12 protein-coding genes are annotated in these 12,985 nt (G+C 64.5%); 8 read left to right on the top strand and 4 right to left on the bottom strand.

Annotated features, from left to right (window positions below):
- Nucleotides 1-181: 181 nt before the first annotated feature.
- Both FA94_RS27850 and FA94_RS27845 read left to right on the top strand, forming a co-directional pair.
- Nucleotides 182-4,396, top strand: coding sequence for a CheR family methyltransferase (locus tag FA94_RS27850; RefSeq protein ID WP_081936177.1), 4,215 nt, complete (start codon nucleotides 182-184; stop codon nucleotides 4,394-4,396).
- Nucleotides 4,397-4,563: 167 nt separating this feature from the next.
- Nucleotides 4,564-5,589: an alpha/beta hydrolase gene (locus tag FA94_RS27845; protein WP_035557331.1), complete on the top strand. Its 1,026-nt coding sequence runs from the start codon at nucleotides 4,564-4,566 to the stop codon at nucleotides 5,587-5,589.
- Nucleotides 5,590-5,679: 90 nt separating this feature from the next.
- Here FA94_RS27845 and FA94_RS27840 read toward each other — a convergent pair whose 3' ends face one another.
- Both FA94_RS27840 and FA94_RS27835 read right to left on the bottom strand, forming a co-directional pair.
- Entirely contained in the window at nucleotides 5,680-6,699 is a 1,020-nt protein-coding gene (locus tag FA94_RS27840) for a class I fructose-bisphosphate aldolase (protein WP_035557329.1), read from the bottom strand.
- A gap of 91 nt (nucleotides 6,700-6,790) precedes the next feature.
- Entirely contained in the window at nucleotides 6,791-7,111 is a 321-nt protein-coding gene (locus FA94_RS27835) for a thioredoxin family protein (RefSeq protein WP_035557327.1), read from the bottom strand.
- 240 nt (nucleotides 7,112-7,351) lie between these two features.
- Here FA94_RS27835 and FA94_RS27830 point away from each other — a divergent pair, with 240 nt between their 5' ends.
- The 4 genes from FA94_RS27830 (at nucleotide 7,352) to FA94_RS27815 (ending at nucleotide 11,120) form a co-directional block, all read left to right on the top strand.
- Nucleotides 7,352-7,648, top strand: a complete 297-nt coding sequence (locus FA94_RS27830; RefSeq protein ID WP_035557324.1) for a DUF2628 domain-containing protein — start codon at nucleotides 7,352-7,354, stop codon at nucleotides 7,646-7,648.
- Between the two features lie 153 nt (nucleotides 7,649-7,801).
- Nucleotides 7,802-9,142, top strand: coding sequence for a sugar efflux transporter (locus FA94_RS27825; RefSeq protein ID WP_035557321.1), 1,341 nt, complete (start codon nucleotides 7,802-7,804; stop codon nucleotides 9,140-9,142).
- Between the two features lie 233 nt (nucleotides 9,143-9,375).
- On the top strand, nucleotides 9,376-10,413 hold the full coding sequence (gnd, locus tag FA94_RS27820) for a phosphogluconate dehydrogenase (NAD(+)-dependent, decarboxylating) (protein WP_035557318.1): 1,038 nt from the start codon (nucleotides 9,376-9,378) through the stop codon (nucleotides 10,411-10,413).
- 14 nt (nucleotides 10,414-10,427) lie between these two features.
- Entirely contained in the window at nucleotides 10,428-11,120 is a 693-nt protein-coding gene (locus FA94_RS27815) for an HAD family hydrolase (protein ID WP_035557315.1), read from the top strand.
- Nucleotides 11,121-11,244: 124 nt separating this feature from the next.
- Here FA94_RS27815 and FA94_RS27810 read toward each other — a convergent pair whose 3' ends face one another.
- Both FA94_RS27810 and FA94_RS39805 read right to left on the bottom strand, forming a co-directional pair.
- Nucleotides 11,245-11,784, bottom strand: a complete 540-nt coding sequence (locus FA94_RS27810) for an ankyrin repeat domain-containing protein (protein WP_051980815.1) — start codon at nucleotides 11,782-11,784, stop codon at nucleotides 11,245-11,247.
- A gap of 117 nt (nucleotides 11,785-11,901) precedes the next feature.
- Nucleotides 11,902-12,027 (bottom strand): hypothetical protein, encoded by a 126-nt coding sequence (locus tag FA94_RS39805; RefSeq protein WP_279614053.1) that lies wholly within the window; start codon nucleotides 12,025-12,027, stop codon nucleotides 11,902-11,904.
- Nucleotides 12,028-12,342: 315 nt separating this feature from the next.
- On the opposite strand from FA94_RS39805, the gene FA94_RS39800 reads away from it, so the two are divergent.
- Together FA94_RS39800 and FA94_RS27805 are read left to right on the top strand one after the other, a co-directional pair.
- Complete coding sequence (locus FA94_RS39800) at nucleotides 12,343-12,465, top strand: hypothetical protein (RefSeq protein WP_279614052.1); 123 nt, start codon at nucleotides 12,343-12,345, stop codon at nucleotides 12,463-12,465.
- 54 nt (nucleotides 12,466-12,519) lie between these two features.
- Entirely contained in the window at nucleotides 12,520-12,765 is a 246-nt protein-coding gene (locus tag FA94_RS27805; RefSeq protein ID WP_035557313.1) for a hypothetical protein, read from the top strand.
- Nucleotides 12,766-12,985: the final 220 nt, after the last annotated feature.

The raw sequence follows: 12,985 nt of genomic DNA, 5'->3' as shown, positions 1-12,985 counted from the left end.
CCAGGCGAACCCCAGGCGAGCAGGAAGCGGGCGGCCCAGCGCCCGCACCGACCCCGTCCAGCCCCATCCCAGCCTTTGCAATGCGGCCCGACACACGCGACAATGCGGGCTGAACAAAGGGAGGCCCACGTCGCAATGACGGCGAGGCCGCTGGGACGCAGCGCAGCACACAAGGATGGGTATGACCGGCAGTGAAGCAGGGGCGTCTCCAGCCAACGCGCAGACCACGGCGACCACGAGCACGCAAACAGGAACCTCCACCCACGCCGAAAGCGCCGCCGCGACTTCGGCGCAGACGGCTGCGTCCGAGTCGAGCCCATTGAATTTTCCAGTGGTCGGCATTGGCGCGTCCGCGGGCGGCGTGCAGGCGCTACTGCGTTTCTTCGAGAACGCGCCGGCCGATATGGATATGGCCTTCGTGGTCGTGCTGCATTTGTCGCCCAACCATGCGAGCAGCGCCGACCAGGTGCTGCAACACGCCACCCGCATGCCGGTGCTGCAGGTTCAACACCCGGTTCAGGTGGAAAAGAACCACGTCTACGTGATCTCGCCGTCGCACGACCTCGCGCTCGACGACGGCCACCTGACGCCGACCGAAGTCGGGCGGCCGCGTGGCCGCCCGATCGCGATCGACCTGTTCTTTCGCAGCCTCGCCGACACGCACCGCGAGCGGTCCATTGCGATCGTGCTTTCCGGCACGGGCGCGGACGGCTCGACCGGGATTGGCCGGATCAAGGAGCAGGGCGGCGTGACGATCGCGCAGCAGCCGTCGGACGCCGAGTACCCGGAAATGCCGCAGAACGCGATGGCGACCGGCATGATCGACTTCGCGCTGCCGGCCGCCGAGATGCCGCGCAAGCTCCGCGAACTGGCCGACAACGCCCGCGCGATCCGCCTGCCGGCCGCCGAAGAAGAACCCGAAGCGCTCGCCGCCGCCCAGCCCGACGCGGCCTCCACCGCCGAGCGCGCGTTGCTCGGCGTGCTCGCCACGTTGCGCGCGCGCACCGGCCACGACTTCCGCCATTACAAACGCGCGACGATTCTGCGGCGTATCGAACGCCGTTTGCAGGTCAACGGAATTCCCGATCTGCAGAGTTACCAGGACTATGTGCTCACGCATCCGGAAGAAACCCCGGCGCTGCTCAAGGACATGCTGATCGGCGTGACGAATTTCTTCCGCGACCGCGAGACTTTCGAGGTGGTCGAGCGCGAGATCGTGCCGAAGCTGTTCCAGAAGAAATCCGAGGACGATCCGCTGCGCGTGTGGGTCGCCGGTTGCGCGACGGGCGAGGAAGCCTATTCGCTCGCCATGCTGCTCGCCGACCACCCCGCGCATCACGACGGCATTCCGGTGCAGCTATTCGCCACCGACATCGACGAACGCGCTATCGCGTTCGCGCGTGCGGGGCTCTATCCGGAGTCGATTACGGCGGATGTTTCCGCGCAACGCCTGCGGCAGTTTTTCACGCCGGAGCGCTCGCACTTCCGGGTCAGCAAGCCGATCCGCGAACGGGTGCTGTTCGCGGTGCACAACGTGCTGCGCGATCCGCCGTTTTCGCGCGTCGACCTGGTGTCGTGCCGCAATCTGCTGATCTATCTCGACCGCAGCGTGCAGAGCCAGGTGCTGCAAATGTTCCATTTCGCGTTGCAGCCGGGCGGTTATCTGTTGCTCGGCAGCTCCGAATCCGCAGAGGCGGCCGGCGAACTCTTCACCCCGGTCGACAAGAAAAACCGCATCTACCGCGCGAACCGCGTGACGACCGCGGTGCGTCCGCCGATCAGCATGCCGGTCATTCAGCACGGCGGCGTGAGCGCCACCCCCTACGCCGGCCCGGTGCAGCCGCTACCGCAGGCGTTGCCGTTCTCGGCGCTGCATCACCGCATTCTCGAGCTGTATGCGCCGCCGAGCATCGTGGTCGATACCGACGCGAACATCCTGCATATCTCCGAGCATGCCGGCCGCTATCTGCGTTTCGCGCGCGGCGAGCCGTCGTACAACCTGATCATGCTGGTGAACCCGGCGCTGCGTCTGCAATTGCGCGCGGCGCTGTTCCAGTCGCTGCGCGGCAATAGCGAAGTGACCACGGCGTCGATCGAATTCACGCCGGAAGCGCGCGTGCGGATCATCGTGCGCCCTTATCGCCGTTCGGAGGACGCGCCGGAATTCGCGCTGGTGGTGTTCGAGGAGGTCGCGGCCGGCGCTGCTGCCGGAGCGCTCGGGCCGCGGACCCAGCCTGCCGCACAGGATTCGCTGCTGGTGCATCTCGAGGACGAACTGCATCGTACGAAACAGGAATTGCGCTCGACGGTCGAGCAGTCGGAAGCCTCGACGGAAGAGCTGAAGGCGTCGAACGAAGAATTGCAGGCGATCAACGAGGAACTGCGCGCCGCCACCGAAGAACTCGAGACCAGCAAGGAAGAATTGCAGTCGTTGAACGAGGAACTGTTTACCGTCAATGCCGAGTTGCAGGCCAAGATCGAGGAAACCAGCAAGGCCAAAGACGACTTGCAGAACGTGATCGCGTCGACCGGCATCGCGACGGTGTTCGTGGATCGAGAGATGCGTATCAAGCGCTATACGCCCGCCGCCACGGAACTGTTCAACGTGATTCCGTCGGACGTGGGCCGTCCGCTGCACGACATCACACACCGGCTCGACTACCCGCAACTGGCCGACGACACGGTTGCCGTATTCGATTCGCTGCAACTGATCGAACGCGAGATTCGCGGCATCAACGGGCGCCATTTCCTCACGCGGCTGTCGCCGTATCGCACCACCGACGATCGCATCGAGGGCGCGGTGCTGACCATCGTCGATATCTCGGCGCTGCGGCGTGCCGAGCAACTGGTGCGCTCCAGTGAAGAGCGCCTGCATCTGGCCGCGCAAAGCACGAATGATTTCGCGATCATCGTGCAGGACATGGACGGGCGCGTGGCGACCTGGAATAAGGGCGCCGAGCGTATTTTCGGTTACAGCGAACACGAGATGGTCGGACAAACGCTCGACCGCCTGTACCTGCCGGAAGAGCGTGAAGCCAACGAATCCGCCAGCGAACGGCGCCGCGCACAGAACGACGGCCGCGCGGAAGACGAGCGCTGGTACGTCCATAAGAGCGGCGCGCGGCTCTATTGCAGCGGTGTGATTACGCCGGTCGCGTCGGACAGTTTCAGCGGCTTCGCGAAGATCGTACGCGATCTGACCGAGCGCAAAGGCACCGAGGCGCTCGAACAACGCAAGATTTCGCTGGAACGCTCGGTGCGGCAGAAGGTGGAAGCCGCCAGCCGCCTGAAGGACGAATTTCTCGCGGTGCTGTCGCATGAACTGAAGAATCCGCTCAACCTGATTCATGTGAAAGCGGACATGCTGGATCGCGCGCCGTCCACCCAGGGCTTGCCGGTAGTGCGCGACGCGGCCGACGCGATCCGCCGTTCGGTGATCAGCCTTGCGAAGATCATCGATGACTTGCTGGACCTGTCGCGCGTGCGTACCGGCAAGCTGGCGCTGGAACGCTCGCGGGTCGATATCGCGGCGATCACCGCGCAGGTGGCCAGCGCGATCGAGGCGGATGCGTCCGCGCATCAGGTGAGCGTCGAGGTGATCGGCGTCGCCGAGCCGTTTTTTATCGACGCCGACGCCGTGCGCTTCGAACAGATTCTGTGGAACCTCGTCAGCAACGCGGTGAAGTTCACGCCGCCGGGCGGACGCGTGACGCTGCAACTGTCGCGCGAGAACGACCATGCGTGCATTGAAGTGCGCGATACCGGGCGCGGCATCGAGGCGGCGTTTCTGCCCAACGTGTTCGATATGTTCAGCCAGGCGGAGGGCGCGCACCGGCGGCATAGCGGCGGCCTGGGCATTGGACTCGCGCTCGTCAAGCAACTGAGCGAAATGCATGGCGGACGGGTCGAAGCGGAGTCGGCGGGCGCGGGCAAGGGCGCGCGTTTCCGCGTCTGGCTGCCGGCCGACAATGCCGCGCCGCGAATCGAACCGCGCGAGGCTCAGGGCGACGCCAGTCTGCTGAAGGGCATGCGCATTCTGCTGGTCGACGACGCGGTAGAGAGCCTGCAAGCGTTTCAGGGCCTGCTCGAAATGGAAGGCGCGCAGGTGTGGCCGCAAACCAATGGCGCGGCCGCGCTGGCGGTCGCCGCGCATCAGACGTTCGATCTGATTCTGTCGGATATCGGCATGCCGGGCATGGACGGCTATGAGCTGATCGCGGCGTTGCGCAAGCTGCCGGCCACCGCTGCGGTGCCGGCGCTCGCGCTGACCGGCTTCGGCCGTCCGCAGGATGCCACGCGTGCGATTCGCGCGGGCTACGACGGCCATCTCGGCAAACCGGTTTCGTTGCAGGCGCTGCTCGACAAGATTGCGCGCGCAACCACCGCGAACCGCTGAGCGTTAGTGCTGAGCGTTTAGTCTGATGTTTCGCCATCGAATGGGCCGTTGAATGCTTCGTTCGATGGGTATAGCGCTTGCTGAATTCGACCGCATACACGGTCGTCGAGCGCCGCTTTGAAAGTGCCTCCGATGGGTCCGTGCCTTCACCCATCAGGAGTTGCGACATGACACTCGGCGACACGATCAAAGGCATGGTGGGACTCGATCCCACCGGACATGCCGATCCCGATATGAAGGCCGTGCTCGACGCACTGAAGAGCCTCAATCCCAAACCGATCGAAAAATGCACGGTAGCGGAGGCGAGAAAACAGCCCACGCCCGCCGACGCCGTCAAGAAACTGATGACGCAGCCGGCGTTCAGCGCGCGGCCTTCGCTGGAACTGGAGGCGGTGCGTACTGAAGACATCGTGATTCCGGGCGCGGCAGGCCATGGCAATCCGGCGCGCGTTTATACGCCGCAAGGCGAGGGGCCGTTCCCGCTGATGCTGTATTTTCACGGCGGCGGCTGGGTGATCGCCGATCTCGACACTTACGACGCAACGCCGCGCGCCATCGCCGCGCAAAGCCACGCGATCGTCGTGTCCGCGCATTACCGGCAAGCGCCCGAACATCGTCTGCCGGCGGCGCACGACGACGCGTTCAGCGCGTGGCACTGGCTGGTCGAGAATGCGGCGAGCCTCGGCGGCGATCCGGAGAAACTCGCCGTGATGGGCGAGAGCGCGGGCGCGAATCTGGCGATCAACGTGTCGATCCGCGCTCGCGATGCCGGCATGCACACGCCCATGCATCAAACGCTGATCTATCCGGTGGCGAGCAACAATATCGTGTCGGTATCTTATGAAGAGAACCGCAATGCGCGGCCGCTGAACAAGCCGATGATGCTGTGGTTCATGCAGAACGTGATCAATAGCGAGAGCGATCTGACCAGCCTGTTGATCGATGTGGTGAGCGCCGACCTGTCCCGTTTGCCGCCGACGGTGGTGGTGACCGCGGGCATCGATCCGTTACGCTCGGACGGTGAGACGCTGGTGCAGAAACTGCATACGGCGGGCGTAGCGGTGGAGCACCGCAATTATCGCGGCGCGACGCATGAGTTCTTCGGGATGGCGCCGGTGGTGGAGGCCGCGCGTGACGCGCAGGCTTTCGTCTCGCTTGCGCAGCGGCAGGCGTTCGGCGCGGCGCCTTTATAAAGGACGCCGCGCGATGATGAACGCGCAGCCGTGCGAGGTTTGTCGGCGAGCAGCCTCTCGCCGTTTACTTTTACGGCTAACGGCTAACCGTTAGCCTTTTTCCTGCGCCGCGTCGTATTTCCCCAGCGCGGCCGCGCTGTTCAGCCGCGCGCGCTTGAGCAAGGCCTCCTGCGCTTCCTTGACGTTGCCCGGCTGGCCCTTCCACGCTTGCAGCGGCGGTTCCTGCAACGCGCGCCCATACGAAAAGCTCAGATTCCACGGCAGCGGCCCGAGGCGATTCATCGCATCCAGATTCGCGGTGGCTTCTTCGGGCGTCTGACCGCCGGACAGAAACACGATGCCCGGCACCGCCGACGGCACCGTACGCCGCAACACCCGCACGGTATGCGCCGCGATCTCGGCCACCGACGACTGATGGGCGTGCTCGGAACCGGCCAGCACCATGCTCGGCTTCAGCAGAATATGTTCGAGCACCACGCGGTGCCGGTGCAACGCATTGAACACCTCGTGCAGCACGGCTTCGGTCACTTCCGCGCTGCGCTGGATGGTGTGATCGCCATCCATCAGCACTTCTGGTTCGACGATCGGCACGATGCCCGCTTCCTGCGAAATCGCCGCGTAGCGCGCCAGCGAATCCGCGTTCGCTTCGATCGCGAGACGGCTCGGCAAGCTCGCGGTGATGTTGTAGACCGCGCGCCACTTGGCAAAACGCGCGCCTTGCCGTTTGTAATCGACGAAGCGTGTGGCGAGGCCGTCCAGCCCTTCGGTGATTTCGTCGCCCGGCGCGAGCGCTAGCGGGATCTTGCCGAGGTCGACCTTGATGCCGGGCACGACGCCGTTTTTCGCCGACAGTTGCGGGAACGGCGTGCCGTCGTCGGCTTTCTGGCCGAGCGTTTCTTCATAGAGGATCACGCCGCTCACGAACTCGCCGAGCCCCGGCGTGGTGAGCAGCAGATTGCGGTACGCGCGGCGGTTTTCCTCGCTCGATTCGAGGCCGATCGTCTTGAAGCGTTTGGCGATGGTCGGGCCGCTTTCGTCGGCGGCGAGAAGGCCTTTGCCGGGTTGAACCATGGCCTTGACGGTGGCTTGCAGCTCGCTACGGGTGTCCATGAGGTGTGCTCCCTTTTGATCCGGTTTGCGGATGGAATCCTGCAGTAAAACCTGCGATGAATCTGGTGACTCGACCTGCTATCTCATCGGCTCACAGCGACGTCAACGCTTGCGTGATGTCCGCCGCGCCGGTCGGCCGCACCACGCGCGCGACTTCGATGCCGTCGCGCATGAACACCAGCGTGGGCCAAAGCTTGACCTTGAACGAACGGCCCAGCAGCCGGCCGGGACCGTCTTCGATTTTCAGGTGGCGGATGTCGGCATGCGGTTCGAACGCCTTCGCGATCGATGCCTGCGCGCCCTGACAATAGCCGCACCAGTCGGTGCCGAATTCGACGACGGTGGCGCCGGGCAGGGCGTCGAGTTCGGCGCGCGAAGGGGCTTTCGTTGAGTAGGCGGTCTGGGTGGCCATGCATGCTCCGGTGCGGTTCGATCTGTGCCGGCAGGCCTTTCGCGGGGTGGGAAGGCCGGCGCGTGAATTCGGTAAGAGTAGCAGCTATGCTTCTAATCGTCAGTGAGCAAGGCCTCGATGAAGCACCGCACGGCGAGCTCGGCCGCCCCTTTTGCGCGCATTTTCATCCGCCTGTTCTCGTGGCGTGTTAAACATCGTCACGCGCCGTCGAGTGGCGGCGTATTGCATTGAGGAAAGGACATGGGAGCAAGGATCTATCTGCATTATCCCGGCAACGAGGACACCGTCGCCGTCCCGACCGGCTTCAGTTGGGGCGCATGCCTGCTGGGTTTCATGTGGGCGCTGTCGAAGAAGATGTGGTTTGCCGCGTTCGTGATGCTGGCGGTCAGCGTGATTCTGTTCTGCTCCGGGCTGTGGGGCGAAACGGCCGACTGGATCGGTACTGTGCTCGGCGTGCTGTTCAGCGTCGGTTGCGGGGTGTACGGCAATCAGTGGCATCGCTGGACGCTGGAAAAGCGCGGGTATGTCGTGCTGTGACGCGCAAACTTCTAGGTAAGCGGATTTGGGATGCGACCGGCACGGGTTTACGCGCCCGCAAGCCAGGTTGATAATGCCCCGGTTGTTCCGGCTACGAAGTCCTCGGCGCGCGTTGCGTTTCGCGGGCACGCTCCTCCTGACCCACCGCCACCCGTGTTGAAAACCTCACGTTTTTTCGACCTGCTGCGCATCCCTGGCTTCAAGCCGCTCGCCGCCGCGACCCTCATGCTCGGCGTCGCGATGTCGTTCACCGCTCCGTATCTGTCCTTGTTCGGCGTCGAACGCGCCGGCATGACGCCGTTCAGGCTCGGCGTCTTCATGACGCTGATCGCCGCCAGCGGTGTGCTCGCCAGCACCCTCGCGGGCCGTTGGAGCGATGCGAGCGGACGGCATCGCCCGTTGCTGCTCGCGGCACTGGTGGCGGCCGCGCTCGGCTATCTGTGTTTATGCGTGGTGCGTGATTACCGCTTGCTGCTGGCGGTCGGCATCGTCTTTATCGGCGCGGGCGGCTCGGCGATTTCCATGGTCTTCTCGTTCAGCCGCGCGGCGTTGCCGGTCGGCGACCCGGCCGAGCGCGTGTTCGCCAGCGCGACCTTGCGGACCATTCTGTCGGCGGCGTGGGTGTTCGGGCCGTCGGTGGGTGCGCTGGTGCTGGCCGCCAGCAGTTTCTACGGCCTGTTCCTGTTCGCCGCGGCCAGTTTCGCGGCCTGCGCGGCGATCGTCTGGCGTATGCGCGAGCCGCAAGGTCATCTGGGCGACCACACGGTGGAAGACACCGCGTCGGAGCCGTCGGCGTCGATCACCGTGCCGCCGCTCACCACGCCGGGCGAAGACGCACACGAAGACCTGCCCGGCGTCGCGTCGGCCAACGACATCGGCCGCGCGGTCGCCGCGCTCACGCTGCTGGGGCTCGCCGCGAATGCGACGATGATCGTGCTGCCGCTGTACATCGTGCATGGCCTGAACGGCACGCATCTGGACGTGTCGGTGATGCTCGGCCTCGGCGCGTTGACCGAAATCCCGATGATGCTCGCGCTCGGCGCGAAGTCGTCCTCGCTGCACAAGCCGAACTGGCTGGCGGCGTGCGCGGCGGTGCACGCGGTGTATTTCGTCGGCATGTCGATGGCCGGCACGGTGCATATGCTGATCCCGATGCAGATCCTCAACGCGTTCGTGGTCGCCGTGACCTCGTGCCTCGGCATGACCTATGTGCAGGATCTGATGCCGCATGCGCCGGGCCGCGCCACCGCGCTGTTCTTCAACGCGGCGCGGGTCGGCTCGATTCTGTCGGGCGTGTTGTCGGGCTTGCTGGTGCAGGCGTTCAGCTATCGCGGCACGTTTCTGTTTTGCGGCTTGCTGGCGTTGTGTGCGCTGGTGCTGTTCGCGGTGCCGGGCGACCGCTATCCGCTGATGTGGCGCGCGGTGAAGCGCTTCGCGCGTGCGCAATATGTGAAGTTGCAGGCACGCGGCGGTGGACGGCGTGACCGGGCCTAAGCGCAACGTGCAAAACCCACACGCAACAGCCGCGTAAAAAGACCCACCTGTAAGACGACCGTCAGCCGAATCGAAACCCACACGGGCGGCACACCAAACCAATTCCATTCACGCGGAACTTTACGCCGTGCAAAACCTCTGCAAAGAGGCGTATCGTCTTTTGGCGCGCGCGGTGATGCACAGCAAAACGAACCAGGGCGAGCAACGCAACGACGCACTTTCCGGAGCGAGATATGCAGCTAGGCATGATTGGATTGGGACGCATGGGCGCCGACATGGTGCGACGCCTCACGAAAGGCGGTCAGCACTGCATTGCCTACGACGTGCAGGCAGCGGCGGTGGACAAACTGAAACAGGACGGCGTGGCGGGCGTCACCTCGCTCGAAGACCTCGTCGCGCAACTGGAGAAACCGCGCGCCATCTGGCTGATGGTGCCGGCCGCCGTGGTCGACGCCACGCTCGACAAGCTGGTGCCGCTGCTGGAACCGGGCGACATCGTGATCGACGGCGGCAACTCCTATTACCACGACGACATTCGTCGCGGTAACGAACTGGGCGCACGCAAGCTGCACTACGTGGACGTCGGCACGAGCGGCGGCGTGGCGGGTCGCGAACGCGGCTACTGTCTGATGATCGGCGGCGAGCCGGAGGTGGTGAAACACCTCGAACCGATCTTCGCGGCGCTCGCGCCGGGCGCGGGGGCGGCGACGCCCACGCCGGGCCGCACGGCCAGCGCCAGCACGGCGGATCAGGGCTTTCTGCATTGCGGGCCGCAGGGCGCGGGGCACTTCGTGAAGATGGTTCACAACGGCATCGAGTACGGGATCATGGCCGCGTACGCCGAGGGGCTGAATATCCTGCATCACGCCGACGCCGGCAAACACGCGCGTGAAGTCGACGCTGAAACCACGCCGCTGCGCCGTCCCGAGTTGTATCAATACGATCTGAATCTCGCCGAGGTCACCGAGGTCTGGCGTCGCGGCAGCGTGATCGGCTCGTGGCTGCTCGATCTGATCGCGGGGTCGCTGGTCAACGATGCCGAGCTGAAGAACTACGCGGGCCGCGTATCGGATTCGGGCGAAGGGCGCTGGACGGTCGCGGCCGCCATCGACGAAGGCGTGCCTACGCCGGTGCTGAGCGCGGCGCTGTTCGCGCGCTTCAGTTCGCGCGGCGAAGCGGACTTCTCGAACCGGGTGTTGTCGGCCATGCGCAACGACTTCGGCGGCCACGTCGAGAAAGCCGCTACGCCGCCCGACGGGCAGAAGAGTTAATCAACGGAGCAGCAATGTCAGCCACCCCCTCCACGCCGCACGACGTCGTGTTTCTGTTCGACTGCGACAACACCTTGCTGGACAACGATCATGTGCTGGCGGATTTGCGCGCGCACATGATGAAGTCGTTCGGTGCGGAAAACAGCGCACGCTATTGGGAGATTTTCGAGCAGTTGCGTTCGGAACTGGGTTACGCCGACTATCTTGGCGCGTTGCAGCGCTACCGGCTCGAACATCCGCGCGACACGCGCCTGTTGCTGATGGCGTCGTTTCTGATCGAGTATCCGTTCGCGAACCGGCTCTATCCGGGCGCGCTGGATGCGTTGCGGCACGTCGCGCAACGCGGGCCTACGGTGATTCTGTCCGATGGCGACGTGGTGTTCCAGCCGCGCAAGATTGCCCGTTCGGGTCTATGGGACGAGGTCGAAGGGCGCGTGCTGATCTACATCCACAAGGAGCAGATGCTCGATCAGGTGATGGAGTGCTACCCGGCGCGCCACTATGTGATGGTCGACGACAAGCTGCGCATTCTGACCGCGATGAAGAAGGCGTGGGGCGAGAAGCTGACCACGGTGTTTCCGCGCCAGGGGCACTACGCTTTCGATCCGAAGGAAATCTCCAGCAATCCGCCGGCGGATGTAAGCGTCGAACGGATCGGCGAGTTGGCGGAGATCGATCTGGATGCGCTGCTGGGCGGGAAGGGCTGATACGGGCGGTAGCCCTTCCCGGTTGCGAGTTGGGTTGGCTGCCACGCTTCATGCCGTGCCGTACTAAGGCATGGCATGACGCTTGGACCAACGCCACTCCAGCGCTTCAACAGAAAACCGGAACTCAGGCGCCGCCGAGTTCTTTCAACCGCGCCTGCGTGTCTCCCGCGCCCATGCGGCCGGCGGCATCCAGCGCGCTCACGCCGTTCGCGTCGCGCGCGTTGGGGTTGGCACCGTGCGCAATCAGCAACTCCATGATCGCAGTGCGGTTGAACATTGCGGCAACCATCAGCGCGGTGCGGCCGTCGGGCGACGCGCCTTCCACATCCGCGCCATGCGCGAGCAACGTCTCGATCACCGCGTCGAAGCCCTTGAACGCCGCGCCCGCGATCGGCGTCTGGCCGTTGTCGTTGCGCAGGTTCGGATCGGCGCCGCGTTCGAGCAGCACGCGCACCGCATCCGCGTGACCATGGTAGCTCGCCAGCATCACGAGGCTGTCGCCCTTGTCGTTGCGCAGATTCGGCGGTGCGCCTTTTTCGATTACCGCGGCCAGCATCGTGGCGTCGCCGCGTCGTGCGAGATCGAATACCTGCTGCGCGAGTTCGATCAGTTCAGGATCGATCTTCGACGGGTCGGCCGGGGAGGGTTCAGGATGGTGGGTCAATGGAATCTCCTTGCAATGAGCCTGGGCGCCATGCTGGCGCCGCGCGAACGCTCAGAATACACAGTCCGCGTACAGTCCGCGCAGATCCCGTGCCCACCTCGCATGTCCGGCCTCGCGTCAGGTCACCCCGAACAGCTTGACCAGCAACCCGAACACACCGATCAGCACAGAGACGCCCGCGAACAGCAGCACGATCGAAAGAACGAGAATCAGAGGCGCCTTGAAGCGGCTGGGTGTCGACATGATGGCCGTTGAGAATGAAGGATGAGAGGAAGGCGTGCTACACGCGTCCGATGCGCTCCGCCGATGCGCACCGCGCGGCGAGCATAAACCGGTTCGCTTAATCCGTGCTTAAAGTCTAACGCATGAGCACCGGCCGGCCGCTGCACCGCGCGATAGAACGGCGACCAGACGTGTGGTTCATTAGGGCGCATACTCCGTGCATCGCGGCACGAGTGATGCGGGTTTGTTCAAAGTCAGCCACATGCGCCGTCGATTGCCTGCGGTTTCGTTGCCGGCGCTCAGGCGCTGCGTGACAGGCGGGCCAAAAGGAAAATCATGACATCCGCAATCTGGGGCATCGTGGCCGGCACGGCGCTGATGTTCGGCGCTTCGATCTACCTGCGTCAAATCCATCTTCTGCATCGCCCGGACCGCCGCTGGACAGGCAAGAAGCGCTGACCGGCAAATCCTTTCCCAAGCAGTCTCACGCCTATCCTCGATCAGGGAGTCATCATGTCGTCACTACCCACGCAACGACCGCCGCCGTCAACGCTGCGTCAGTCCGATACGCCTGCCGCCACGCGTGACCGGCGCGCGGAACTCAGCCGTGCCGACGAGGCGCGTGCCGAGCAACGACGTCACGACGACGCCCGTAACGATCCGAGCGCCGGTAAATGGCGTTACCGTCCGCCGGGACGGGAGGAGATCGCGCTGGAGGCAGGTCGTTCGCCGACCAAAAAGGCGCGCACGGCCGACTAGTTTTTACCTCACAATCGCGGCCGATGCTCGTGTCGGCCGTCGCTTGAGCGCGGCAAACGCGATCTATATCAAAGCATGAGCGAATTGCGTCGAACCATGACGCGCACTCTGGGTCACAACCCCTGACAATCGTCGACGAAGTCCCGCCACGCGATGCGCGTCGAGTCTTTGCTTTGACGCTTCCGTTATGTCATGCGCATGACAAGCCGGCCGTTTCATC

The sequence above is a fragment of the Burkholderia sp. 9120 genome (assembly GCF_000745015.1).
GTDB lineage: Bacteria > Pseudomonadota > Gammaproteobacteria > Burkholderiales > Burkholderiaceae > Paraburkholderia.
The sequence above is the reverse complement of the archived record's forward strand: the minus strand, read 5'-3'. Positions and strand labels throughout refer to the sequence as shown.